The sequence below is a fragment of the Agrobacterium vitis genome, assembly GCF_013337045.2.
In the GTDB taxonomy this organism is placed as follows: Bacteria; Pseudomonadota; Alphaproteobacteria; order Rhizobiales; family Rhizobiaceae; genus Allorhizobium; species Allorhizobium vitis_B.
Window position 1 is genome coordinate 520,498 of the sequence record NZ_CP118261.1, and the last position, 23,107, is coordinate 543,604.

The following is a 23,107-nucleotide window of genomic DNA, read 5'->3' on the forward strand; positions in this document are numbered from 1 at the left end:
AAGCCGGTCGTATTTTTAGTATACATGTTAATAATCTGGCAAATCTGGAAAATGTCAATTCTAACTTTCTGGCGTCAGTTCCGATGTTGGACCAGTGGGCAAATCCAGACCGAACCATGGGACGCGCTTCCTCTCCGGTGTCTGCCTGCGATCAGTGTGAGGTTTTGCCCGCCGGAAATACACCGTCGGAACCAGATAGGCTCAAATCTTTTTGTTGCCATTTGTCTTTTCGGAAAAACCGGGCTCTGCGGTTCCCTGATAAACTCTAGGCGCGCTCAGCCTCCGGTGTCGCAACCAGTTTTGCGGCCTCAATATTTGCCAGTGAAAGTGCATCGCGCATCGATTTTCCCGTGGCCAGGGCTGCGGCCATCACGCCGATGAACATATCGCCGGCTCCGTGCGTGCTTTCCACTTTCACCTTCACGGCAGGCAGGACAATTTCGTCTCCGCCTCGGCTTGCATATGCGACACCCGCGCCGCCTGCGGTGACCACAACGTCCGGGAAGTTCGCCAACAGCCTCCTTGCCGCTTCCAATGCACCATCGAGCGTTTCGACAACCGGGACACCCGCCAGTATTTCAGCCTCGATGGCGTTGACGACGATGATGTCGACCAGGTTTTGAAGGTCGGCTGATAAGGCGCGTGCTGGGGCGGCATTGATCAGGACGCGGCCCCCAGCCTGCCGGACGGCCTTTGCCGCGGCGACATTGGCGGCGTCGGGGATCTCGTTCTGAAGCACAAGAACCGTTGTCCGGCTCAGCAGTTCGGCTGCGGCTGCAACATCCTGATTGCCAAGTGTCAGGTTGGCGCCAGATACAATAACGGCACCGTAATCGCCCTGCGCATCGAAAATCGCCACGCTCATGCCGGTGGCGTGGCCGGTAGACGCCGTGGCATTGCGCCTCACGAAGCGATCATCCACCTGTCGGCGCTTGAGATTTGCCAACAGAAACTGTCCGAAGTCGTCGTCTGCAACTGCGCCGATCATGAAGGTCGAGACGCCGGCCTGTGCTGCCGAGACAGCCTGATTGCCTCCTTTGCCGCCGCTTTTGGGGTGCCAGGACGTGCCTGTAACCGTTTCTCCCTGACGTGGACGGTCTGGTCCGAAGACCGCGATATCATAATGCAGGCTGCCAAAAACGGTGACGATAGGCGAGGATGTCATGGAAGGCGATCTTTCCGTTTGGAGGTGACGGCGGACATGGTGCGATCGAGATTGCGCTCGGCGGCCTGATAGTCGCGCTGGGCGACGGCAACGAAAATGGCGTCGAGAATATTGAGCTGTGCGATGCGTGCCGCGGCATTTTCCCCCATCAGAGGTGAGCCTTGTGCGGTGGAACACAGGACCACGTCGGCGGATTGGGCGAGCGCGGAGGAACCGTAATTGGTCACGGCAATGGTGCGGGCGCCGTTCTTGCGGGCAAGTTGCAGGGCCTCGATCACGGCAATCGTATTGCCTGAATGCGAAAAGCCGATGGCGACATCGGTATCGGCAAGAAGCGCCGCCGACATCAGCATCATGTGTGAATCATCGAAGACGCTGGCGCGCACGCCAATTCTCAAAAACTTGTGGGCCACGTCCCGGGCGATCTGCGCCGAACCGCCGACGCCGTAGAAATCCCGGTGTCGAGCCTTGTGCAGCATGTCCGCCGCCTGGTCGAAGGCTGCCATGTCCAGAATGGCGAGTGTTTCCTCAAGGGCGTGGATCGAGGTGCGAAAGACTTTCTGGACGATTTCCAGCGAGGTATCGTCAACCGACAATTCCTGATGCATTTCGGTTGTCGGCTGGCGGTTATACTGGCTGACGGAAGAGCGGAAATCCCGAAAGCCGGAAAAACCAAGCTTCTTGGTGATCTTCACCACCATGGCTTCCGAAACACCGGCATTTTCGGCGATCTGCTTCAGCGAGGTCTCCTCGCTGAAATCTCGCATGCCGAAAACCGTATCCACGACCTTTGCTTCCAGCGGCGTCAGCATTGGCATCATCATGCGAATGCGCGGCCCTACCGCCTTCATATCAAAGCCATCAGCGTTCATTCCCGTCCCCTTGTCGCGCGATCAATCATCATTGCGACGAGGATTATAAGGCCGGTGGCGAGCAGTTGATAGAAGGCCTGGACATTCATCAGCGTCAATCCATTGCGCATGGCGCCAAGGATGATGGCACCGAGAATGGTGCCGACAATACTGCCCTTGCCACCCATCAGCGATGCACCGCCAATCGCGGCTGCCGCAATTGCATCCAGTTCCCAGAGATTGCCGAGAATGGGTTCGGCAGCCCCAAGACGGCCAATCAGGATGAGAGAGGCGAGTGCGGCCAGGCCGCCGGAAATCACATAGGCGGTAATCTTGGTGCGGGCGATTGGAACACCTGCCACGTAAGCGGCCTCTTCATTGCCGCCGACGGCCATCAGGTATTCGCCAATTGGTGTCTTCTTGAGCAGCACCCAGGCGGCGACAGACACACCGGCAACGATCAACACCGGGATTGGCAGGCCGATCAGCGTACCATTGAACAGCGCCCGAAAGCCGGGCGGAATGCCCAGCACCGGATTGCCACCGGTGAAAATCAGCGCAATGGCTCGGTAGGTGCTGAGTGTCCCCAGCGTGACGATAAAGGGTTGCAGGCCGACATAGGCAACGAGCACGCCATTGATAAAGCCACATACCGCGCCGACACCAAGTCCGGCGAGGATAGCCAGCGGGATGGGCGTACCACCCAGCAGCAGCGTCGCGGTCATCACGGCTGCGATGGCGGCGGTCGGCCCGACCGACAGATCGATGCCGCCCGAAATGATCACCAGCGTCATGCCCAGCGCCAGGCAAGCGTTGATGCTGGATTGCTGGAGGATGTTTGTCAGGTTGCGCTCCGACAGGAAGCCGGGAACGAGCGTTGCAAATACCGCCATGATGACGATGAGGCCGATCAGCGTTCCGGCGTCACGCAGCGAGACGGAAAAGCGGCGAAAGGCCGGGGTGGCCGGGGCCGATTGGCTGGTGGCGGATGAAGAGGCGGTCATGGAGAAAAATCCTCTCTGTTTAAGCAGGATGTGCGGCGGCAGATGCGACACCGGCAATCGCTCCTGGAATGGCATGGGCGACAATGGCGCTTTCCGTCAGCTGGTCGCGCCCGATCTCAGCGGCAATCTGCCCTTCCCGCATCACCAGCACCCGGTCGGAGAGCCGGATGACCTCGGGAAGCTCGGAGGACACGACGATGATCGAATGGCCTTCTTGGGCCAGGGTTTCGATCAATTGGTAAATTTCGGATTTTGCCCCGACATCGATACCGCGCGTCGGTTCATCGAACAGCAGGATTTGCGATTTGGCTGCCAGCCAGCGGGCAATAATAGCCTTTTGCTGGTTGCCACCGCTGAACAGGCGGATAGGACGATCCAGCTGAAACGGTCGCAGATTGACCCGCTTCAGCAAATCCTGCGCGCTGGCACGCAGTTTTCCGGCGCGGATCAGACCGGCAGAGGAAAAGCTGGGAAGCGAGGCGAGCGCCATGTTCAGACTGACCGGACGTAGGGGGATGATGCCTTCGCGCTTGCGCTCTTCCGGTACAAGGCCAATACCTGCGGCAATCGCGTCACGAGGATTGCGCAGGCGCACAGTCTTGCCATCGATGGCCATCGACCCCTCGCTCAGACGATCGACCCCGGCGATCAGCCGCAGCAATTCCGTGCGTCCGGAACCGACCAGTCCAGCAATGCCCAGCACTTCACCTTTCTTCAGCGTGAAGGAGACATTTTTAATCTTGGTGCCTGAAGACAGGTTACTGGCTTTCAGCCTGACCTGATCAGTTACGAAGGAATGATGGGTTTCCTGCATCAGTTCACGCCCGACCATCATGGCAATGACCTGTTTTTCCGATGTGGCTTTCATGTCGACGATGCCAACGAGCTTGCCATCCCGCATGACGCTGGCGCGCTGGCAGATACGGAAAACCTCGTCCATCTTATGTGAAACATAGATGATCGACACGCCGCTAGCCGAAAGATCGGCAATCACTTCAGCCAGCCGGTCGAACTCACTCGGCGTCAAGCTGGAGGTCGGCTCGTCCATGGCGATGACCTTGGCCTTATCAAGCAGGGCGCGGCCGATCTCGACAATCTGCCGCTGCGCGACTTTAAGGCTGGAGATGGGTGCTGAGACGTCAATGCTGCGGTCGATCATTGACAGCGCTTCGGCGGCGCGCTGTTCCTGCTCCCGGCGCGAAACGAAAAGCCCGCCCATATGGGTCAATGAATGGCCGAGAAACATGTTCTGGGCAACACTCAGATGCGGCACCTGTTGAAGTTCCTGATGGATCATCGCAATACCGGCCTGTCTTGCATCAAGCGGCTTGCGAAATGCCACAGCGTCGCCATCGACGAAAACGCTGCCGGAGGTTGGCCGGAAGACACCGGATAGAATGCGCAGAAGGGTTGATTTTCCGGCGCCGTTTTCCCCGAGTAGCCCGTGAATTTCTCCGGGAGCAACGTCAAAGCTCACATCCGTCAGCGCGTTGACGCCCGGAAAGCTCTTGGAGATTGTTTCAAATCCCAGTCTCGGCACCATATCTCACCCTCCTCCTGCTAGACACACGATGCCGACCCTGAAAGCCGGCATCGCTCTACGTTTTTGTTGTGCATCGGATTTATCCAAAAGCCGGTTCTTAACTTTCGGTCTGATGCTCTAGCCTCGATTATTTGGCCGCCTTGGCATCTTCCATCAGCACAGCGCGTAGATCGACGCCCTTGCCCTGGTAGCGGGCGAGGTTGTCGGCGGTGATCAGCGCCTGAGGTGTTGCGACAACGCGCGGCAGCTTCTGGCCTGCAACGAGCCGAAGGGCTGTTTCCATGGCCACCTCACCTGTTAGAACCGGAAAGCTGTCGACGGTCCCGGTCAGTTCACCAGCCTTGATCGAGGTATAGGCATCCGAAATACCGTCGGTGCCGAAAACAGCGACCTTGCCCGCAAGCCCTGCCGCCTTGACGGCTTCGACTACACCCAGCGCCATGCCGTCATTGTTGGCATAGAAGCCGATAAGGTCTGGATGCTGGTTGAGGATGTTGGTTGCTGCATCGTAAGACGTCTGGCGGTCCCAATTGCCGGGAACGCTGGCGACGACCTTAAACTTGCTGTTTTCGCCGATGGTGGATTTGAAGCCGTCGGTACGCTGAACAGCGGCATAAACGCCGGCCTGGCCCTCAATAATCGCCACCTTGCCGCCCTGCGGACGATTGGTGATGAACCACTTGGCGACGCGCACGCCGTTGTCGCGCTGAACATTGCCGACATAGTGCTCGGCTTGCGGGATTACGGCATCATTGACGTCAACAACAGGAATATTGGCCGCCTTGGCCTGTTCGATCACCGGCTGAAGATTGGAATCCGTCTGTGGCGACACCAGCAGGACGTTATAGCCCTGGGTGATCATCCCCTCGGCAATCGTCAGCTGGCCAAGCTGGTCGCCTTCGCTTTGCGCCGCCTGATAGGCGACCGGAACATTCTTCGCCTTGCCGAACGCCGCATAGCCCTCACCGAGTGACCGCCAGTATTCGTTGGTCAATGTCTTTGAAACAGCGCCCGCCTTGGTGCCGTCGGGAAGCTTCGGAAAGGGGCCGAATTTTGCTTCCAGCTGCGACCAGTCCATGCGGTCTTTTTCAGTGTCGGAATTGAGCGGGGCAAGCTGCTGCGCAAAGGCTGCGCTGAACAGGAAGCTGGCAGCAAGGCCTGTGGCAAGCGACATTTTTATCATGGTCTTCATTGGTTCCTCCCAGGTGGTATCATCAGGCACGCCTCTGGCGTGCCTTTGGTTACAAAGGCTTGAAATCTTCTGGTATTTGGAGTGTCGGGTCTTAGCCCAGCATCAGTTCCTGCACGATGGCCTGCGCGGACACGGCATCCTGACGGTCGATGGCACCCAACAAACGATTGTCTTGATCGAGGCGATCGACAATCCGCAACATGCGCTTGACGGTCTGGATATTGACCTCGCATTCATGGACGGGATCTAGACCCGTCATGTCCGGGAACGTGTCGAAGTAGATGGCGCCGTCATAGCCGTCCTTGCGGATCTGGCGCAGAAGCTCAATGGTCTGCTGGGTATGGACCGCGCCTACCATCAGGCCATCGTCGCGCTTGGCATAGCCGTCGTTGAGATGAACGCCGAGAACACGGCTATGGCGGGCAATCAAGGCAGCGGCAAAGGCTGGCTGCTCATCGGCGTAGAGCACGTGGGCAAAGTCCAGCGTCACGCCGAGATTGGGCATATCGACGTCCCTGATGGCCAGCAAGGTGGTTGCTGCATCCGGCATCAGGCTGTAGGAGCGAGGCTCATTCGGCTTGTACTCAATGCTGATTTGGCAATCCGGATCATGGGCGCAAACTTCACGGATTCCGTCAATTTCGTGTTGCCACAGCCTGTGATAGTCGGCCTGGAAGGCATAGTCGAACCCGTCCTGACCAAGCCAGAGCGTCATCAATTGGCTGCCTGCGGCGCGGGCCGCATCGATCCCGGCCTTGGTGAGATCGATGGCTTCCCGCCGGACAGCCGGGTCCGGATTGGTGAATGCGCCGATCTTAAAGGCGGGGTTGGTGTAATAGCGCATGGCGAACCCGTTGATTGCCAGTCCCATATCACCAATTTGTCGGGCCAGGACAGCCGGATCTTCGCCAACATGATCGGGATAATTAAGGTCGAGGTCTGTCAGCCCATCGACTTTTGCGGCACGCTTTGCCATTTGCAGCATGGTCGGCTTGCCGGACAGGTCCGGCCATTCTGCCTTCGGGCAGGAGGCAAAGGAATTCAGTCGGGTTGCAAATTTTAGCTTGGTCACGGCTCTGGCTCACTTTGATCACTACACTTCATACTTCACAAAATAATTGTGATTTGTAAAGTAAAAAATGCCACAAACCCCAGCGAATTGCCTGGAGCCGATCTCAGCGGCGCAGCAATGCCTCGATTTCGCTGCGCTCCGGCATGGCGGGCGCGGTTCCCCGGCGGGTCACGGCGATGCCGGCTGTCGCACATCCAAACCGGACCGCGTCGAGCGGAGTAAACCCATCGGCAAGGGCTGCCGCAAAACCGCCAACGAAGGCGTCCCCTGCCCCGGTCGTATCGATGACAGGCCCGGCTGCAATGGCCGGAACCGCGACCGAACAATCGGGGCTATGAAACAACACGCCTCTGCTGCCCAGCGTGATGATAGCAGTACCGACACCGCGCTCCAGAAGCACATCCCCAGCCCGCTTCGCATCATCGATCGTATCGAGCGGAAAACCAACCAATGCGGCGGCTTCGGTTTCGTTGGGAATGATATAGTCGCACAGCGGATAGATCGCCTCTGGAAACGGCTCGGCGGGCGCAGGGTTGAAAATGGTGGTGACGCCAGCCTTACGGGCGATCATCAGCCCGTGGTGGGCCGCCTCGGCGGGCTGCTCCAGTTGCGTCACGAAAATCGCGCTGGTCTCGATGGTTTGCCGCGCCGCCTCGACATCCTCAATGGTAATGGTTCCAGCAGCACCGGGATAGACAATGATGGCATTGTCGCCGGTCTTGTCGTTGACATAGATGAAGGCAGCACCGGTCGGCTGGTTGTCCATAACTGTCAGTTTCGGCAGGACACCGGCATGCGCATAGGTCTTCAACGCCAGATCACCGAACGTGTCTCGGCCGATCTTTGAGATGAAGGAGACGTTCGCGGCCTCCCCGGCTCCTGCCCCGGCCCTTGCTGCCGCCACCGCCTGGTTGGAGCCCTTGCCGCCTGGACCGACGGAAAAGCCGCTGCCGGTGATCGTCTCACCAACGACCGGCAGCCGTGCTGCAAGATAAGCGGTATCGGCGACAAAGATTCCGAGTATCGAAACGCCCTTGCCCATGCTGGTCTCCTTATACCGTGGCGGGTGGGATCACGCCCTTGGTGAACAGGAAGCAGCCGTAGAAGCGGGTTTCCCCGGTCGAAATCACACAATAGGCCTTCTTTGCAAGATCGTAGAATGCAAACCGCTCAATGCCGTACATCGGCGACGGCTTGCCCTCAGCGCGGTCGATTTCCACTTGCACCTCGCGTTGCACCGGCTGGATGTCGTCCGGCGCACCCATGACTTCCATGCGGCCTGCCGAATTTTGCAAGGGTGTATCGAGCGGCAAAACCGACAGCAGGACACGCACGGCCTCGGCCGATGAAAGATTGGCCATGGACAGCGGACGACCCAGCACGGTCTGGCGCGCCACGCTATCGCTGGGGAAATTGGTGTCGGAAATCACAAGCGTATCGCCATGTCCCATGGATCGCAGCGCATGCAGCACGTCAGCATTCAGGGCGGGATGAAGATTTTTCAGCATGGGACATTCCTTGTTTTAACCGATGTTACTGCGATGGATGGCCTATTTGACTGCACCGGCGGTCAGGCCCTTGACGATATAGCGCTCCAGGAAAATCCCGACCAGAACGAGCGGCATGATGGCGGCGGTGGCGATAGCGGCCATGGACCACCAATTGATCCCTTGCGAGCCGGTCTGGCTGGCCACCATGACGGGCAGCGTCTTGGCGTTCGAACTGGTCAGCAGCGCTGCGAAGAAATATTCGTTCCAGCAGAGAATGACCGAAAGGATGAAGGCGGCCACCATTCCCGGCAGGGCGATAGGCAGGACGATCCGCATAAACGCGCCCCAGATCGAACAGCCATCGACCAGTGCTGCCTGCTCAAGTTCGACGGGGATCGTGTCGAACTGGTCCCGCATGATCCAGATGACGATGGGCAGAACCATCAGCGTGTAGACCAGGACGAGACCGGTCAGGGTATCCAGCAGCATCAGGTGTTTATAGAGCACCAGAAACGGCATGGCGAGAACGACGGGCGGCAGGATCAACTGGGAGAGGAAGAAGAACGAGATGTCCTTGTTGCGCAACCAGAGGAATTTGTAGGAAAACCGGCTGAGGCCATAGGCCGCCAGCGATCCGATCACCACAGCCAGAAACGAGGCTCCGGCTGAGGCGACGACGCTGTTGAAGAACCGCCGCATGAATTCGTCGCGCACCGTCGAGGCCACGAATATCGTATCCGGCGAAAGTCCAAGCGATCGCCAGCCCTTCCAGTCCGGCGTAAAATCCACGAAGGGAATGAGGTGGCCCTGGGTGACATTGACCGCGGTCTTGAACGAGGTGGTGATGGTCCAGTAGATCGGAAACAGCGAGATAAAGGCCCAGAACACCAGCGCCGCATAAATCAGCAGGCTGCCCGTCATGAAGTGAGGGCGGCGAAACCTGGTTTCAGGGCCGCTCTGGCGGGTGAGATTGGTTGCCATGGTCTAACCCTCAGTTGGAACGTTGCAGCCAGCGGCTCGTCACCTTCAGGATGAGCGAGACGAAGATGATGATGATGACGAGATAAAACTCGGCCAGCATGGTGCCGTAGCCGACATTCGAGCGGTCGCGATATTCCCGGAAGATGAAGCTGGAGACCGTATCTGTCGCGCCGCCCGGTCCGCCTGCTGTGACATTGATGACGATATCGGCAAGTTTCAGCTGGAAAATGATCCTCAGGATAATCACGGTGACGCTGACGGGCAGCATCAGCGGAAAGGTGATTTCCTTGAAGCTTTGCCAGCCGGAAGCGCCATCGACTTTTGCTGCCTCCTTGATCTCCGTTGGCAAGGCCTGTAACCCGGCCAGAAGCAGGATCATCATGAAGGGGATCGACACCCAGGCATCCATGGCCATCAGCGAGAGACGGGCGAGCCACGGGGTCGAGAAAAAGGCGGGGTTGTCCCATCCGAGATGTCGGGCGAGTGTTGCCGCCGGGCCGAAGCGATATTCCATCAGGGATTTGCCAATCATCCAGCTGACGGCAACCGGGCTCAACATCAGCGGCAGCAGGAAGGCAACCCGAAAGAATTTCCGCGCCTTGATCTCGGCGTTCAAAAGCAGCGCGAGGCCAAAGGCAATGGCATATTGCACCAGAACCGCCAGAACATAATAGACCATGTTCAACAGCGCATTCCAGAAATAAAAATCGGCAAACAGCGCGCGCAGGTTATCGATGCCGTTGAAGCGCCGCCCTGCGGCAGCGCTGAGGTTCCAGTCGGTGAAGGCAATGTAGAGGCCGAACACCGTGGGAAACACCACCATGGCGACCGTAAACAGCACCGCCGGTAGAACGAACACGGCCCGCTGGCCGCCCTCGCCACGGATCATGATCTGCGCGGCGCACAGAGCCACAGCCCAGACGATATAGGCATAGAGCAAGGGACGCCAGCTGACGAGACCAAGCGATGTCACCCCCGCTACATCGAGAATTTGCAGAACGAGCACGCCAAGCAGCAGCACGGTGGCCGCCGCCAGCAGCAGGCGGCCACGCCGGGCGCCGGTTTGCCGCAGTGATACCCTTTCGGTCGGACGAATGACAGGCATGGTCGTGTCGGACATAAGCAAACCCTTGGGCATAATGCCCTGCATAAACCGTGGCCAAAAGTGGCTTTAGGCGGTCAAAAAAGGTCAGGCGACATTGGAAAGCCGCCTGACGCCGTATAGAAATACCAGCGGCAGTTTCCCGCCACTTGTATGGCTCAAACGCCGAGCGAGGCCTTGTAGAGCGATATTTGCTTGTCGCGGCCAAGCTGATCGGTGAGTTTTTCCCAGGCCGCCGCAATGGCGTCGGCGCCTTCCTGGGGCTTCACCCTGCCCGCAAACACCTTTGCCAATTCGTCTTCCGCCACGCTGTAATATTGGAAAATACCGGGAATACGCGGTTCGATGGCAGCGTTCGGATGGTTGTAGGACTTCGACTGGGAGGCGAGATAATTGCTGATGAACGCTTCCTCATAGCCCGCGGCCACCCATTCCTTGATATCGAACTGGCTCTTGCGATAGCACTGGAAGCCGGAGGGATAGGCCGCCGTCCACAAGGCGAGATCCTTGCCACCGAGATGGGCCGCCGCACTCCAGGCTGCCTTCTTTTTCTTCTCGTCCTTGTCGACACGGGCCATGACGTAAACGCCCCAGCCCAGATAGGCCATGTTGGGCGCATAGTTCGGCCCGCTCGCCAGCGTTTCCCACTTTCCGGTCTTGGCATTATAGACATCGTCAGAGCCGGGAAGAATGTCGAAGGCGATGGTATCGCCGACCACCGAACTGTCGCTGGTCTGGGCGCTCTGCCCGACATCACCCCACCAGGAGACCATGGAGCCGGTTCCAGCCAGAAACTGCTGGAACGCCGTGGTGCCCGGATCGGCGTTCAGCTGGTCACCGGCTTCTGAAGGCAGTGCATCGACCACGTCCTGTATAGCGCGCACCCAGGCCGGATTATTGATGCGCGGCTTCATTGTATCGATGTCGAAAAGCCAGGCCTTGTCAGCCGGGTGCTTGGCATAGGCCGTCGCGCGGCTGCCGAGGAAATAGAACCCAAAGCCGCCCCAGGCCTTTGGCGCGTCGAGATAGCCAATGGCATCGGCGCCGGCGATTTTCTTGCCCTTAAGGAACTTGGTGGCTTCCTGCACCTGCTGCCAGGTTTTCGGCACGCCCCATTCGCCCGCATGGCCTTCGGCTTTCCAGGCCTTGGCGAGATCGGCGTCGGTGAAATAATCCTTGCGATAGTTGAAGTTGTGGCAATCGCCATCCACCGAGACGCGGTAGACCTTGCCACCCCAGGTGCCGACCGGGGCCTTAAGGTAATCGACGTAATCATCCATATCGATCTGGGCCTTCACCCAGTCCGGCATTTCCGAGGCAAGACCCTTGCCGCAGACATCACCCTCAAACGGCGCGCCCATTTCCAGAAGGTCGAAATCCACCGTGCCGGTGGCAATCGCCTGTTGAAGACGAGGGTTGTAATCAGCCTGGGCCAGGTCGATCCAGGTGATCTTGGCGCCGGTATAGTCCTCCCAGGGCTTTAGGAAGCCGCGAAACAGCACATTGTGCAGATTCTGATTGTTGAGGCCCATGAAGGACAGTTCGACGCCAGCGAACTCTCCCTTCTTGACGGTCTTCTTTGTGGCCTCCAGGCACAGCTCGCCGACCTTCTGCCAATCGGCATCGGTGGGAGAGCCCTTTCCAACGCCGGGTATTTGCAGAATCTGGGTGCGCAGGGACGCCTCATCGGCAAGTGCCGTTCCGGCATTGCCCAGCAACCCGCCAGCCGCCGCCACAGCCCCAAGACTTGCACCGGTCTTCAGGATGGCGCGACGGCTCAGGCCTATCGCCATCATTCTCTCGTATTCGCTGACTTTCATGTCTGTCTCCTCCCTTGTTCGCCTATGTCAAATAACTGCTTCCACATGTCCCCTCCCATGGACGGGCGAAAGCAGATTCTCGCGTTTCCCTCACAAACTCTATTCCAACCGCAGCCCCGTTTCACCGTCGAACAGATGGACCATGGCCGGGTTCGGGGTCATGGCGATCACTTGGCCGGATGGCTCTGTCAAACGCTCGCGAAACACGCCGATAACCTTTTGCTGGCCAAGCCGGGCGAAGACCTGGGTCTCCGTTCCGGTCGATTCCAGCACGGTGACGTTGGCGGTGACATCGCCACCAAGCACAAAATGTTCAGGCCGAATGCCGTAGAAAGCCGCTCGCCCGTCAGACCCTGCGGGAGCTGAATTCAAGGGAAGCCGGATGCCCTCTTCGGTCTCGAAAAATGGTGTTGTTGATGCCCGGATATGCCCCTTGATCAGGTTCATCGACGGCGAACCGATAAAACCGGCCACGAACATGTTGGCTGGCGCATCGTAAAGCGTTAGCGGGGAGCCGATCTGCTCGACGCGACCATCCCGCAACACGACGATACGGTCCGCCATGGTCATGGCTTCGACCTGATCATGGGTCACATAAATCATCGTCGTCGCCAGACGGCGTTGCAATTCCTTGATTTCGGCCCGCATCTGGACCCGCAATTTGGCGTCGAGATTGGACAAAGGTTCGTCGAACAGGAAAACCTTCGGATCCCGGACAATCGCCCGGCCCATCGCCACCCGTTGCCGCTGCCCGCCGGAAAGCTGACGGGGATAGCGGGCCAGATAGGGGACCAGATCGAGAATTTCCGCTGCCTTGCGAACGCGCTCGTCAATGAAGGACTTGGTCTCACCACGCATCTTCAGCGCAAAGCCCATATTCTCCGCCACGGTCTTGTGCGGATAAAGCGCATAGCTCTGAAAGACCATGGCGATATCGCGATCCTTCGGCGGCAGGTCGTTGACGACCTTTCCGTCGATGACGACATCGCCAAAGGTGATCGGCTCCAACCCGGCAACCATGCGCAACAACGTGGACTTGCCGCATCCCGATGGGCCGACAAGAACAACGAATTCACCATCAGGGATTTCGACGGAAACGCCATGGATAACCGTCAAGCTACCGTAGGCCTTGCCGACATTGACGATATTCATCGATGCCAAAAGCAGTTCTCCTCCCAGGACAGCGTGCATTGCGCACGCCGTTTAAGCGGTTTTCCGGAAAACCGTAACGGTTGGAGACCTCCCTCTCACCGCCACAGTCCTTACGTCCGGAAAGACGCCGTCTGCGCCGAGAACTTCACACAATCTTTTATTTTGGTAAAGTCCGTTATTGCGTTTCACTCAAATATTTTCGATGCTCACCAAAGTGCAGTCGAAACGGGAGTTTTGGCGACGTTGAACTATGAATTGCGGTGAATACGCCCCTCGTGTTGCCCTGTTTAAGCATCGCCGCATCGGGAAACATCACAAAAAAATGTCAAATCGTGAAGAAATTCACGACAACAAAGGGAAGGCAGGTCAATGCTGAAGGGAATAGATCCGGTTTTGAACGCTGAATTGCTGCATGCCTTGATGCTGATGGGCCACGGCGACCAATTGGTGCTCTGCGATATCAACCATCCGGCAGAGACGATTGCCAAGCACACGACCTATGGCAAGCTCATCAATCTGTCGGGTTGCGGCCTGGAGGTTGCCACGGCGGCGATCCTGACGCTTTTCCCCCTCGATACCTTTGTGGACGCGCCGGTGAAGAGAATGCAGGTGGTTGGCGATCCCGGTGGGCAGATGCCAATCTTTTCAACCATCCAACGTGTGGTGGACCAATCGGAAGGACGGCCGGTCAAGATCGACGCCCTGGAACGTTTCGCATTTTACGCTGAGGCAAAGGCATCCTTTGCGATCGTCAGAACCTCCGATCCCGGTCCCTATGGATGTTTTATCTTCAGTAAGGGCGTCGTTTGATATAAAGGCGCCAAGGCAGAATGACCTATCAGAGGCGTGAATCGATCAGGCTGGATCGATTCAGATAACTCGTTGGACGCTTGCATAGAACCACGCCAGACTCTGGCCATGGAGAAAGAGAACAACAGCCCGGTCCAGCTTCGCCGTATTGATCCGTCGCAGAACATGCGCCGCTTTTACACGCTCGCACTGCAACCGACCCTGTTCGGCGGCGCGTCGGTGATCCGCAACTGGGGTAGGATTGGTACAACAGGCCAGACCCTGATCGAGACTTTTGATCGAAAGGAGGATGCCCAACGGGTGCTTTCGCGCCTGGAGCGGACGAAAAGAAAACGAGGTTACCAGGACGCGGGTCATCTATCTTGAAGACATCAGACATCTTCATGCTTTTTTACAGAGCAGTTGAATTTGAGTACGATTCATCATACATATTCCTCCTAGAGAGACGAAAAGAGCTCTGCCTTCAGCGGTAGGGCATGGAAGTGGTGGATGGTGTGACCGGACAAGTGAAAACACGCGCCAAGGGCGCTGGCTCCCTGGTCGCACAGGTCAGCGAAAGCCTTCGCAAGGCTATCCTTGGCGGGGACTATGCGCCGGGCGATCGGCTTCCCAGCGAGATGGAACTGACCGAGGCCCATGGCGTCAGCCGAACCGTCATCCGTGAGGCAGTCACCGGCCTGCGGTATGATGGGCTGGTGGAGGTGCGCCAAGGGGCTGGCATTTTTGTCCTCAATCATCATCAATCACGCGCCAACCCGTCAAAGCTGGATCGCGCCCGGCTGTCCTCAGATCTTGAGGTTTTGGAGATCCGCACGCCGCTGGAGATTGAGGCTGCCGGGCTTGCCGCACTGCGTCGTTCGCCAGCGCAGGAGGAAGCGATTTTCGACTGCCATGCAAAATTGCTGGCCTGTATCGAGGCCGACCGTTCCATTCGAGAGGCCGACCTGGCCCTGCATATGGCGATTGCTGCTGCCACCAATAATCCGCTGTTTACGCAATTTCTTGAGATGCATGGAGCATCCGCCATCCCTCAGTCCAAAGTGGTCGCGGAAAACCGGGCGGCTGAGCAAACGGCCTATCGCCGCCTCATTCACAGGGAACATCAGGCTGTGGTCGTGGCGATTTCCGACGGCGACGAAAAAGCCGCCCGCGCCGCCATGCAGGATCATCTGCGCGGCAGCCAGTTGCGCTACCGTGATCTGCTCCGTGATCTGCGCGGCATCGGCAGCGAGGCCTGAACTTTCAGGCCTCCGTCCCCCACGCCTCGATCTGGGTCAGCGCCGGAAACGGCGATGGATCGTCGGCTTTCACCAGACTGTGCAGCCGAACCCATTCGGTGCGCGTTTCGGGCAGGTTAAAACACTGGGCGGCAGAGGATTTGACCAGCGCCAACCGCGTTTCTTCTCCACCCGAAAAGCTCAGGACTGCGCTTTCCCACCAGGCATCGTGCGGGAAATCAGCCCGCAGAGTGAGAACCACTTCACAGAGCGTGACCGGGCGGCCAAAAAACAGGGTCAGGGCAGCCTGCGGGTCCCTGTTGATCCCCCAACTGGTGAACGGCCAGAAGCCGTGATTGCTATTGGCTCGCTCACCGTCGATGACATTGCGAACTGCGAAGGCCGCCTCCCCGCGTGTTTCGACATTGGCCTCCACATGCGGAAAAGCTTGAGAATTGGCGTTGTCGTCCAGGGGATTGAAGGCAAGGTTTCTCTGTGCCGCCATCTCTTCCGGCCTCGCCTTCGCAGCGTAAAGCCGGTGCAAATTTCCGCAAAAGGCATGGGGCGGATAAGCGATCTTTCTGGCGCCGAACGGGATGGAAAAACTGAAACGGCCCTGCGGCAAATAGAGGATGGCCGGGGTCATGGCGGCATCGAGCGCCAGACGGATATGACCGGGCTCTGACACGTCAACCAATAGCTGGTCGCCGTCACGGTAGGGCTGGCGATAGACCAGAAAGGCGTCTTGGTCTGCACTGCTCTGCGCCAGATTTCGGCCCGCAGCATCCATCACCGTGAGTGTCACTCTCATCCTCACCTCCTCAAGTAATCGTCAGCGATAAGCGCGATGTCTCAAACGGCAGCAGCGTGCGGAAAACTTTTGCTGGCCATGCCTGCCGTAGCCGGGGATCTTCAATGTCGATGACCTCGATGATAGGCTCTGCCGCACCGCTCACACTGATTTCACCGAGACCATTCAGGATCAGCTTCCCTGCTTCCATATGTGGCGCAATGCAGGTCATCAGTGACAGAACGGCAGGCTTGTCGCCGTCATGCTCATCGATAACCTCGATATGGCTGCCGCGAATGAGTCGGACGCTGCGGCGATAAGAGCGCAGTGCTGCTTCCTTCGGGTAAGCTGCGGCCAGTTCCAGCGAAATGCGTGCCTCCGCTACCTCGAAAGCGGTCTTTACATCGCGTGCGGCACATTCCGGCCCCTCCTGCTGCATCACGCCTGCAAAAGCTGGAAGATTGTGGTAGGCCGACTGCATCGTCCAGATCTCATACCGCTGCGGGGAGAAGGTTTTGGCCGTATAGGTTTCGACGCCGACATCGATGAGAAATGGTTGTCCGTTCTTATAAAGCGTCAGGCTGCCGACATCGTTATGATTATGGCTTTCGCCGTTGTGTCCGCCCTTCACCGCCAGATCGAAACGGCTGTCGCGGGCAATGAAAAGCCCGGTGCCGGGGTAGAAAATATCACCTTTTGCCGCCGGCTTTGCGGGCGCGGGTATAACATCCGGCAACCGTGTCGCTGCCGTCAGCCGGTACCAGAGGTTCCACTCCTTCGACAGCAGCGGATCGGCGGATTGCCGGATATCGGCAGCAGCAAAACCCATCAGCCTTTTCGATCCGACCGCGTCGCCGAACAGATATTCCCGGATGCTACAGGGCTCCAGAACTGCGGATGAATCGGCAAAATTGAAATAATGCCGTCCAGACACATGCATGTTGAGGATGTATTCCGCCATGTTGCGGATCTTGGCTGTTTGCCAAAGCGGACGGCACAGGTCCGGCACGACCTGATCCAGCACGGTCATGGCGCCAAACAAACAGAGAGCGGCATGGCGATAATAGAGCACGCCTTCCTCGCAGGCCCCGTCCTCGGCATAGTCCTTGAGAAAGGCATCGAGACTGCCCAGCGCCTTGACCAGCACTGCGCGGCGGATCTCCTGGCTGGTGGGCAGGGAAAAGGTGGCGATCAGGACGTTCTGGGTGATCCAGGCGGTCCAGTTGTTCATCCGCTCGTTTCCCTGCCCCATCCACCAGAAATGCCGGGTAAGATAAGGGGTGATGATACGGCGGAGGATCTCCTGCTCTATGCGGGCAGGCAGGCGCGGATCGCGTTGCGCAAGGGTCGGTCTCAGCAGCCAAACCAGGGTTGCCAGGTTCGCCGCCGTTTCGGCTGCGAAGAGATCGACCACAGGGTCATCAGGATCGGGCAAGGGCTGGCGCGGACCGCCTCGTCCATAAGCGTTATGCGCTGGCAATTGCCATCCGCTTTCCTCACAGATCAGGATCACACCATCGATAATGGCGTCGATGAAGTCGCCTCCGCCCTCGCCTGTATCCTCGGCGCATTCCGCCAGAACCAGATCGTTCAGCCTCAGGCGGCGGCGAAAATACAGGTCTTCGAAGCGCGAGCGGTTTCCTGTCTGGGTATAGTCACGGTAATGAGAGGCAAGGATTTGCGGCCATTCAGCCTCCAGCGCGGTGCGGCCTGCGGCTTGCAGCGCGGTGAGATGTTCGGCGCCCAATCGTTGCAGCAGTGCATGGACGTCGACACCTGCGACCGGTTGGAAATCGGCAAGGTGGGACGGCAAGCTGCCGATTTGCTCGCTGAACATGGTGTCCACCTTCCCTTCCTCGCCGTCTAACGATCCCCTGCTATCATACCTATTTTCACCTTTCCAGTAAATTTGTCTGATGTTATTGGAAGTTGTTTGACCAATAACCGATCTATGCTATGCAGTGATCGGGAGACGGGTGCAGCCGACAGGCAGACCCGCATGGAACGCTTGAGCATGGCACGATAAGGCTTCGTGCGGGAGGAAAGCTGATGACGGTCATCAGTCCGGTTCTATCTGGCGGCAGCGCCGAGAACGGCAAAGGTGCGAGTTCGAAGCGCCGGGTGCGGATCGTGTCCAGACACCGGCGGCGGATCGAAAATGCGTTGATTGCCTATTCTTTCATTGCCCCAAATTTCCTAGGCTTTGCCGTCTTTACGCTCGGCCCCATCCTCTTTGCCTTTGCGCTGGCTTTCATGCATTGGGACGGCTCAAACCCGATCACTTTTGCTGGGCTCGATAATTTCTGGCGGCTGTTTGACGACAAGGCCTTTATCTCCGCGTTTTGGAACACGGTCATCTATACTGTTGTCTCGGTGCCTGCGACGCTTGCCTGCGCGCTTGGTCTCGCCATCCTGCTCAACCAGAAAATCCGTGGTCGCGATTTCTTCCGCACCGCGATGTTCTTTCCCTATGTTGCGTCACTGGTCGCGGTCGCCGTTGTCTGGAACATGCTGTTCAACCCCGAAATGGGGCCGGTCAACATGCTGCTCTACACGCTCGGCCTCGATCCCAACGACATGCCGGGCTGGGCCGCCGACCGGCATTGGGCGATGGTCACCGTCATCCTGTTCGGTATCTGGAAGAGCATGGGCTATTACATGGTCATCTATCTGGCCGGGCTACAGGGCATCAATGCCGAATTATACGAGGCAGCCGGTCTCGATGGCGCCAATGGCTGGCAGAAATTCCGGCATGTCACCCTGCCGCAGCTGGCCCCGACGACGTTTTTCGTCACGGTCATGCTGACGATCCAGTCCTTCAAGGTGTTCGATCAGGTCTATATGATTACCCAGGGCGGGCCTGGAACCTCGACCCTCGTGCTGGTCTATCATATCTATAACGAAGCCTTCATTTCCTGGGATCTCGGCTATTCCAGCATGATTGCCCTGGTGCTGTTCTTCCTGGTTCTGGCGGTCACCGTCATCCAGTTCCGCCGCCAGAGGGAGGATTGAGCCATGCGGATTGCCGGACGCAGGATCAGGGTTTCGACACTTGCCATTTACGCAACGGTCATCGCCGTCACCATCATCATGTTGCTGCCGTTTGCCTGGATGCTGTCGGCCTCGCTGAAGCTCGACCGCGACGTCTTCGTCTTCCCGATCGAATGGATACCGGCCCATCCGCGCTGGCAGAACTATGTCGATATCTGGACGAAGATTCCGCTGGCGCTGTTCATCTACAACACCTCGAAGCTGACGATCATCGTCACGCTTTTGCAATTGTTGACGTCGAGTTTTGCGGCCTATGCCTTCGCCAAACTGCATTTTCCTTTCAAGAACACGATGTTTCTCGGCTATATCGCCACCATCGCTATGCCTTGGCAGGTCTATATGGTGCCGCAATTCCTGCTGATGCGCGAATTCGGGCTGAACAACACCCATCTGGCGCTGATCTGCCTTCAAGCCTTTACAGCCTTCGGCGTCTTCCTGATGCGGCAGTTCTATATGTCGATCCCGACGGAACTCTGCGAAGCCGCCCGGATTGACGGCATGAACGAGTACCAGATCTGGGCGAAGATCATGCTGCCGCTGTCGAAACCAGCGCTATCGACGCTGACGATCTTCACCTTCGTCACCACCTGGAACGATTTTCTGGGGCCGATGATCTATCTCACCAAGACCGAACTGAAGACCATCCAGATCGGGCTTCGGATGTTCATATCGCAATATTCCGCCGAATACGGGCTGATCATGGCGGCGTCCGTCGTCGCGCTCATCCCCGTGCTCGTCGTCTTTCTCGCTTTGCAGCGCTTCTTCGTCGAAGGCGTCGCATCGACCGGGCTGAAGGGGTGATGTCATGAATGCCATGTTTTCCAACGCGCCACAGCCAATCACCGATCAACAGGTGACCATGGCGCTCGACATCGCGGTCGCCCAGGTGCGACGCAATCTGCCTGACTTCACCTATGCGGCGCAGAACCATTCCAGCGTCTGCAACCGGTATCCGGCGGTGGCCAACGACCAATGGACGGCGGGCTTCTGGCCCGGCGAAATCTGGCTTGCTTATGAGCATAGCGGCGACAAACTGTTTCGCTATGCGGCCCAGATCCAGGTGCAAAGCTTTCTGCATCGTATCGAAAACCGCATTGCCACTGACCATCACGATATGGGGTTTCTCTATTCGCCCTCCTGCATTGCCGCCTGGAAACTGGTGGGCGACGAGGATGGACGCAAGGCGGCACTCCTGGCCGCCGACCAGTTAATCGAGCGCTACCAGCCCATTGGGCAATTCATCCAGGCCTGGGGCGCCAAGGGCAACCCAAACGAATACCGCTATATTATCGACTGCCTGTTGAACCTGCCGCTGCTCTATTGGGCGACTGGCGAAACAGGGGATGAAAAATACCGCGAGATTGCGCTCTCCCATGCGCGCACCACGCTTGCCCATTCGGTGCGGGAGGACTGCTCCACCTATCACACCTTCTACATGGACCCGGTAACGGGTGCTCCGGTACGCGGCGTAACCAAGCAAGGCTATAGCGACGACAGTTTCTGGGCACGCGGACAGGCCTGGGGCATCGCGGGCATGGCCCTGTCCTATCGCTACGAGCGCATTGCCGAATACCGCGACGCTTTTGAGCGGTTGCTGGGCTTTTATCTGCAACGGCTTCCGGACGATCTCGTGCCGGTCTGGGACCTGATCTTTTCGGCAGGGGATGGTGAGCCGCGTGACAGTTCGTCCGCCTCCATCGTCGCTTGCGGCCTTCTGGAAATGGCCGATCTCGTGGAAGACGTGGACGCCGCACGCTACCGCGATCTGGCCCGGCGGATGATGAAAAGTCTGGCCGATCGCTATGCCGTTAAGGACCCGTCCGTTTCCAACGGGCTTGTCCTGCATGGCACCTACTCGAAAAAGACTCCCCACAACACCTGCCGCGGCGAAGGTGTTGATGAGTGCGTGTCCTGGGGTGACTACTATTACATGGAAGCTTTGACGCGCCTGTCGCGCAACTGGTCTTCCTATTGGTGATGCGTGAGGGGTAAATGGCAAGCATTTCGCTAAAAAAGCTCAATAAGTCCTTCGGCGCACTGAAAGTAGTGCACGATATCGACCTTGAGATCGCCGACAAGGAATTCATCATCCTCGTCGGGCCGTCCGGCTGCGGCAAATCCACCACGCTCAGAATGATCGCGGGGCTGGAGGAAATCTCCGGCGGGCAATTGCTGATCGGCGAGGACCTGATGAATGACGTGCCGTCGAAGGATCGCGACATTGCCATGGTCTTCCAGAATTACGCGCTCTACCCGCATATGACTGTCTACAAGAACATGGCGTTCGGGCTTGAGTTGCGGAAAGCGCCGCGCGATGTGATCGAGACAAAAGTGCAGGAAGCGGCAAAGATCCTCGACATCACCCATCTGTTGAACCGCAAGCCCAAGGCGCTGTCGGGTGGCCAACGCCAGCGTGTGGCTCTGGGCCGTGCTATGGTGCGCAATCCGGAAGTGTTTCTGCTAGACGAGCCGCTGTCCAACCTCGATGCCAAGCTGCGCGGCACGATGCGCGCCGAAATATCCAAGCTGCACAAGCGGCTGAACGCCACCTTCATCTATGTCACCCATGACCAGGTGGAAGCCATGACCATGGCCGACCGCATCGTTGTCATGAAGGATGGCCATATCCAGCAGGTCGATACGCCGCAGCGGCTCTATGACCATCCGATAAACATGTTCGTGGCGGGCTTTATCGGTGCGCCGCAGATGAACATGCTCCCCTCGACCATCCGGCGCCAGGGGGATGGTTTCGTCGCCGTTTTCAACGATCATGCCCTGCCCTTGCCGATGACATTCGATCAGAGCCGCATCGCGCCCTATCTGGACCGCGACATCGTTCTGGGCATACGGCCTGAAAATTTTCATGAGCTGGCACCGGGCGATATCGACCCTGCCAATACGGCATCCTTTGAGGCTGTCGTTGAACTGGCAGAACCGATGGGCTCGGAAGTGCATCTCAATCTCGTCGTCGCCGGACGCTCGATCGTCGCTCGCGTGTCGCCGCGCTTCAAGGCCAAACTCGGTGAGCAGGTGCGCCTCACCGCCGACATGACCAATGCGCAATTGTTTGACCCGCAAACCGAGCGGTCGATCCTCTATTGACAGGACAATACCATGCAATGGTTGGAGGCCATCTGGACAAAAGAGGGAAAGGGCATCGCCAAGGATGCGCCGAAGCGCACCGGCCTTGCGTTGTTTTGCGAGATCATCGGGCGCGAATGGTGGGAACTGGTCAAGCTCAACCTTCTGTTTCTGGTCGCCGCGCTGCCCATCGTCACCCTGCCCGCGGCCCTCTTCGCCACCACCAGTATTTGTCGCTCCATGGTGGAGGACCGCAATGTCTACCTGTTTCGTGATTTTGCCGAAGCCTTTCGTCGCTATGTCGCCGTGGCAACGGGATGGGGCCTGGCAACAGTTCTCGCGCTCTGGATCGGCTTTTGCGCAATTACAACCTATGGCGCTCAAGCGCCTGACAGCCTGATCTACGCGGGTCCCCTGGCTGTCAGCCTTGTCTCTACCGGTTTTGTTGGCGTGTGGTCGGCGCATTTCATTGTGCTTACGGTGATGAGCAAGCGCGCCACCCTGGAGATCCTGCGGCTATCGGCGCTGGCAACGCTTCTGCGGCCCTTGCCGACGGTGGCGGCGCTGGTGTTTGTTGCGGCCCTCTGGCTCGTGCATGTGCTGCTCTACCCGGTTTCCGTCTTCATGCCGGCAATGATCAATTTTTCACTTGGAATGTTCGCCATTTCATTCGCCGCGCATCGGGCAGCCGCGCTGGTTCTGGCTGAGCAAGATACTTCGTATCGAACGACAGAAATTTCATAGAAAGCCGCTGGGAGGCGCTTTCAACAAGACACTCAGGGAGGA

General features: G+C 58.1%; 22 protein-coding genes. 8 read left to right on the forward strand and 14 right to left on the reverse strand.

Going from position 1 to position 23,107, the window contains the following annotated elements; translation table 11 throughout:
* Positions 1-265: 265 nt before the first annotated feature.
* The 12 genes from G6L01_RS25335 to G6L01_RS25390 form a co-directional block, all read right to left on the reverse strand.
* Positions 266-1,165 (reverse strand): ribokinase, encoded by a 900-nt coding sequence (locus G6L01_RS25335; RefSeq protein WP_060720053.1) that lies wholly within the window; start codon positions 1,163-1,165, stop codon positions 266-268.
* On the reverse strand, positions 1,162-2,037 hold the full coding sequence (locus G6L01_RS25340) for a MurR/RpiR family transcriptional regulator (protein WP_060720052.1): 876 nt from the start codon (positions 2,035-2,037) through the stop codon (positions 1,162-1,164). Before G6L01_RS25340 ends, G6L01_RS25335 begins: the two co-directional genes overlap by 4 nt.
* The gene (locus G6L01_RS25345; RefSeq protein WP_060720112.1) at positions 2,034-3,020 is read right to left on the reverse strand and encodes an ABC transporter permease; all 987 of its coding nucleotides are present in this window, start codon (positions 3,018-3,020) and stop codon (positions 2,034-2,036) included. The genes G6L01_RS25340 and G6L01_RS25345 overlap by 4 nt, the downstream gene beginning before the upstream one ends.
* 19 nt (positions 3,021-3,039) lie before the next feature.
* The gene (locus tag G6L01_RS25350; protein WP_060720051.1) at positions 3,040-4,563 is read right to left on the reverse strand and encodes a sugar ABC transporter ATP-binding protein; all 1,524 of its coding nucleotides are present in this window, start codon (positions 4,561-4,563) and stop codon (positions 3,040-3,042) included.
* Positions 4,564-4,690: 127 nt separating this feature from the next.
* Complete coding sequence (locus G6L01_RS25355; protein ID WP_411910112.1) at positions 4,691-5,746, reverse strand: sugar ABC transporter substrate-binding protein; 1,056 nt, start codon at positions 5,744-5,746, stop codon at positions 4,691-4,693.
* 100 nt (positions 5,747-5,846) lie between these two features.
* A complete protein-coding gene (locus G6L01_RS25360) occupies positions 5,847-6,827 on the reverse strand; it encodes a sugar phosphate isomerase/epimerase family protein (RefSeq protein WP_070166128.1) in 981 nt (326 codons plus the stop codon).
* A gap of 103 nt (positions 6,828-6,930) precedes the next feature.
* Positions 6,931-7,869, reverse strand: coding sequence for a ribokinase (locus G6L01_RS25365; protein WP_070166129.1), 939 nt, complete (start codon positions 7,867-7,869; stop codon positions 6,931-6,933).
* A 10-nt stretch (positions 7,870-7,879) separates the two neighbouring features.
* Positions 7,880-8,335, reverse strand: coding sequence for an RbsD/FucU family protein (locus G6L01_RS25370; RefSeq protein ID WP_060720047.1), 456 nt, complete (start codon positions 8,333-8,335; stop codon positions 7,880-7,882).
* Positions 8,336-8,377: 42 nt separating this feature from the next.
* Positions 8,378-9,238 carry a carbohydrate ABC transporter permease gene (locus G6L01_RS25375; protein ID WP_234613951.1) on the reverse strand — a complete coding sequence of 287 codons (861 nt, stop codon included), beginning with the start codon at positions 9,236-9,238 and terminating at the stop codon, positions 8,378-8,380.
* 70 nt (positions 9,239-9,308) lie between these two features.
* Entirely contained in the window at positions 9,309-10,418 is a 1,110-nt protein-coding gene (locus tag G6L01_RS25380) for a carbohydrate ABC transporter permease (protein ID WP_060720111.1), read from the reverse strand.
* 140 nt (positions 10,419-10,558) lie between these two features.
* Positions 10,559-12,220: an ABC transporter substrate-binding protein gene (locus G6L01_RS25385; RefSeq protein ID WP_060720045.1), complete on the reverse strand. Its 1,662-nt coding sequence runs from the start codon at positions 12,218-12,220 to the stop codon at positions 10,559-10,561.
* A gap of 99 nt (positions 12,221-12,319) precedes the next feature.
* Positions 12,320-13,381 (reverse strand): ABC transporter ATP-binding protein, encoded by a 1,062-nt coding sequence (locus G6L01_RS25390; protein ID WP_060720110.1) that lies wholly within the window; start codon positions 13,379-13,381, stop codon positions 12,320-12,322.
* Positions 13,382-13,741: 360 nt separating this feature from the next.
* Here G6L01_RS25390 and G6L01_RS25395 point away from each other — a divergent pair, with 360 nt between their 5' ends.
* From G6L01_RS25395 to G6L01_RS25405, 3 genes are all read left to right on the forward strand, one after another.
* Positions 13,742-14,182 carry an RbsD/FucU family protein gene (locus G6L01_RS25395; RefSeq protein WP_060720044.1) on the forward strand — a complete coding sequence of 147 codons (441 nt, stop codon included), beginning with the start codon at positions 13,742-13,744 and terminating at the stop codon, positions 14,180-14,182.
* Between the two features lie 108 nt (positions 14,183-14,290).
* On the forward strand, positions 14,291-14,548 hold the full coding sequence (locus tag G6L01_RS25400; protein ID WP_060720043.1) for a WGR domain-containing protein: 258 nt from the start codon (positions 14,291-14,293) through the stop codon (positions 14,546-14,548).
* Positions 14,549-14,658: 110 nt separating this feature from the next.
* Positions 14,659-15,420 carry a FadR/GntR family transcriptional regulator gene (locus G6L01_RS25405; protein WP_060720042.1) on the forward strand — a complete coding sequence of 254 codons (762 nt, stop codon included), beginning with the start codon at positions 14,659-14,661 and terminating at the stop codon, positions 15,418-15,420.
* A gap of 4 nt (positions 15,421-15,424) precedes the next feature.
* Here the strand turns inward: G6L01_RS25405 and G6L01_RS25410 are convergent, their stop codons facing one another.
* Together G6L01_RS25410 and G6L01_RS25415 are read right to left on the reverse strand one after the other, a co-directional pair.
* Positions 15,425-16,210, reverse strand: coding sequence for a hypothetical protein (locus G6L01_RS25410; protein WP_060720041.1), 786 nt, complete (start codon positions 16,208-16,210; stop codon positions 15,425-15,427).
* Between the two features lie 10 nt (positions 16,211-16,220).
* Positions 16,221-18,026, reverse strand: a complete 1,806-nt coding sequence (locus tag G6L01_RS25415) for a heparinase II/III domain-containing protein (protein ID WP_060720040.1) — start codon at positions 18,024-18,026, stop codon at positions 16,221-16,223.
* A 212-nt stretch (positions 18,027-18,238) separates the two neighbouring features.
* On the opposite strand from G6L01_RS25415, the gene G6L01_RS25420 reads away from it, so the two are divergent.
* Genes G6L01_RS25420 through G6L01_RS25440 form a run of 5 tightly spaced genes read left to right on the forward strand, consistent with a single transcriptional unit; the run spans position 18,239 to position 23,065 of the window.
* Positions 18,239-19,201 (forward strand): carbohydrate ABC transporter permease, encoded by a 963-nt coding sequence (locus tag G6L01_RS25420; protein ID WP_060720039.1) that lies wholly within the window; start codon positions 18,239-18,241, stop codon positions 19,199-19,201.
* Positions 19,202-19,204: 3 nt separating this feature from the next.
* Entirely contained in the window at positions 19,205-20,041 is an 837-nt protein-coding gene (locus G6L01_RS25425) for a carbohydrate ABC transporter permease (RefSeq protein WP_060720038.1), read from the forward strand.
* A gap of 4 nt (positions 20,042-20,045) precedes the next feature.
* Positions 20,046-21,218, forward strand: coding sequence for a glycoside hydrolase family 88 protein (locus G6L01_RS25430; protein ID WP_060720037.1), 1,173 nt, complete (start codon positions 20,046-20,048; stop codon positions 21,216-21,218).
* Positions 21,219-21,232: 14 nt separating this feature from the next.
* On the forward strand, positions 21,233-22,342 hold the full coding sequence (locus G6L01_RS25435; RefSeq protein WP_060720036.1) for an ABC transporter ATP-binding protein: 1,110 nt from the start codon (positions 21,233-21,235) through the stop codon (positions 22,340-22,342).
* A 12-nt stretch (positions 22,343-22,354) separates the two neighbouring features.
* Positions 22,355-23,065 (forward strand): DUF624 domain-containing protein, encoded by a 711-nt coding sequence (locus G6L01_RS25440; protein ID WP_060720035.1) that lies wholly within the window; start codon positions 22,355-22,357, stop codon positions 23,063-23,065.
* Positions 23,066-23,107: the final 42 nt, after the last annotated feature.

What these genes read in the sequence shown, in the direction of transcription:
- G6L01_RS25335 (WP_060720053.1), bottom strand. Translation starts at nt 1,165, where the DNA reads ATGACATCCTCGCCTATCGTCACCGTTTTTGGCAGCCTGCATTATGAT.
- G6L01_RS25340 (WP_060720052.1), bottom strand. Translation starts at nt 2,037, where the DNA reads ATGAACGCTGATGGCTTTGATATGAAGGCGGTAGGGCCGCGCATTCGC.
- G6L01_RS25345 (WP_060720112.1), bottom strand. Translation starts at nt 3,020, where the DNA reads ATGACCGCCTCTTCATCCGCCACCAGCCAATCGGCCCCGGCCACCCCG.
- G6L01_RS25350 (WP_060720051.1), bottom strand. Translation starts at nt 4,563, where the DNA reads ATGGTGCCGAGACTGGGATTTGAAACAATCTCCAAGAGCTTTCCGGGC.
- G6L01_RS25355 (WP_411910112.1), bottom strand. Translation starts at nt 5,746, where the DNA reads ATGATAAAAATGTCGCTTGCCACAGGCCTTGCTGCCAGCTTCCTGTTC.
- G6L01_RS25365 (WP_070166129.1), bottom strand. Translation starts at nt 7,869, where the DNA reads ATGGGCAAGGGCGTTTCGATACTCGGAATCTTTGTCGCCGATACCGCT.
- G6L01_RS25370 (WP_060720047.1), bottom strand. Translation starts at nt 8,335, where the DNA reads ATGCTGAAAAATCTTCATCCCGCCCTGAATGCTGACGTGCTGCATGCG.
- G6L01_RS25375 (WP_234613951.1), bottom strand. Translation starts at nt 9,238, where the DNA reads ATGACGGGCAGCCTGCTGATTTATGCGGCGCTGGTGTTCTGGGCCTTT.
- G6L01_RS25380 (WP_060720111.1), bottom strand. Translation starts at nt 10,418, where the DNA reads ATGTCCGACACGACCATGCCTGTCATTCGTCCGACCGAAAGGGTATCA.
- G6L01_RS25385 (WP_060720045.1), bottom strand. Translation starts at nt 12,220, where the DNA reads ATGAAAGTCAGCGAATACGAGAGAATGATGGCGATAGGCCTGAGCCGT.
- G6L01_RS25395 (WP_060720044.1), top strand. Translation starts at nt 13,742, where the DNA reads ATGCTGAAGGGAATAGATCCGGTTTTGAACGCTGAATTGCTGCATGCC.
- G6L01_RS25400 (WP_060720043.1), top strand. Translation starts at nt 14,291, where the DNA reads ATGGAGAAAGAGAACAACAGCCCGGTCCAGCTTCGCCGTATTGATCCG.
- G6L01_RS25405 (WP_060720042.1), top strand. Translation starts at nt 14,659, where the DNA reads ATGGAAGTGGTGGATGGTGTGACCGGACAAGTGAAAACACGCGCCAAG.
- G6L01_RS25410 (WP_060720041.1), bottom strand. Translation starts at nt 16,210, where the DNA reads ATGAGAGTGACACTCACGGTGATGGATGCTGCGGGCCGAAATCTGGCG.
- G6L01_RS25415 (WP_060720040.1), bottom strand. Translation starts at nt 18,026, where the DNA reads ATGTTCAGCGAGCAAATCGGCAGCTTGCCGTCCCACCTTGCCGATTTC.
- G6L01_RS25420 (WP_060720039.1), top strand. Translation starts at nt 18,239, where the DNA reads ATGACGGTCATCAGTCCGGTTCTATCTGGCGGCAGCGCCGAGAACGGC.
- G6L01_RS25425 (WP_060720038.1), top strand. Translation starts at nt 19,205, where the DNA reads ATGCGGATTGCCGGACGCAGGATCAGGGTTTCGACACTTGCCATTTAC.
- G6L01_RS25430 (WP_060720037.1), top strand. Translation starts at nt 20,046, where the DNA reads ATGAATGCCATGTTTTCCAACGCGCCACAGCCAATCACCGATCAACAG.
- G6L01_RS25435 (WP_060720036.1), top strand. Translation starts at nt 21,233, where the DNA reads ATGGCAAGCATTTCGCTAAAAAAGCTCAATAAGTCCTTCGGCGCACTG.
- G6L01_RS25440 (WP_060720035.1), top strand. Translation starts at nt 22,355, where the DNA reads ATGCAATGGTTGGAGGCCATCTGGACAAAAGAGGGAAAGGGCATCGCC.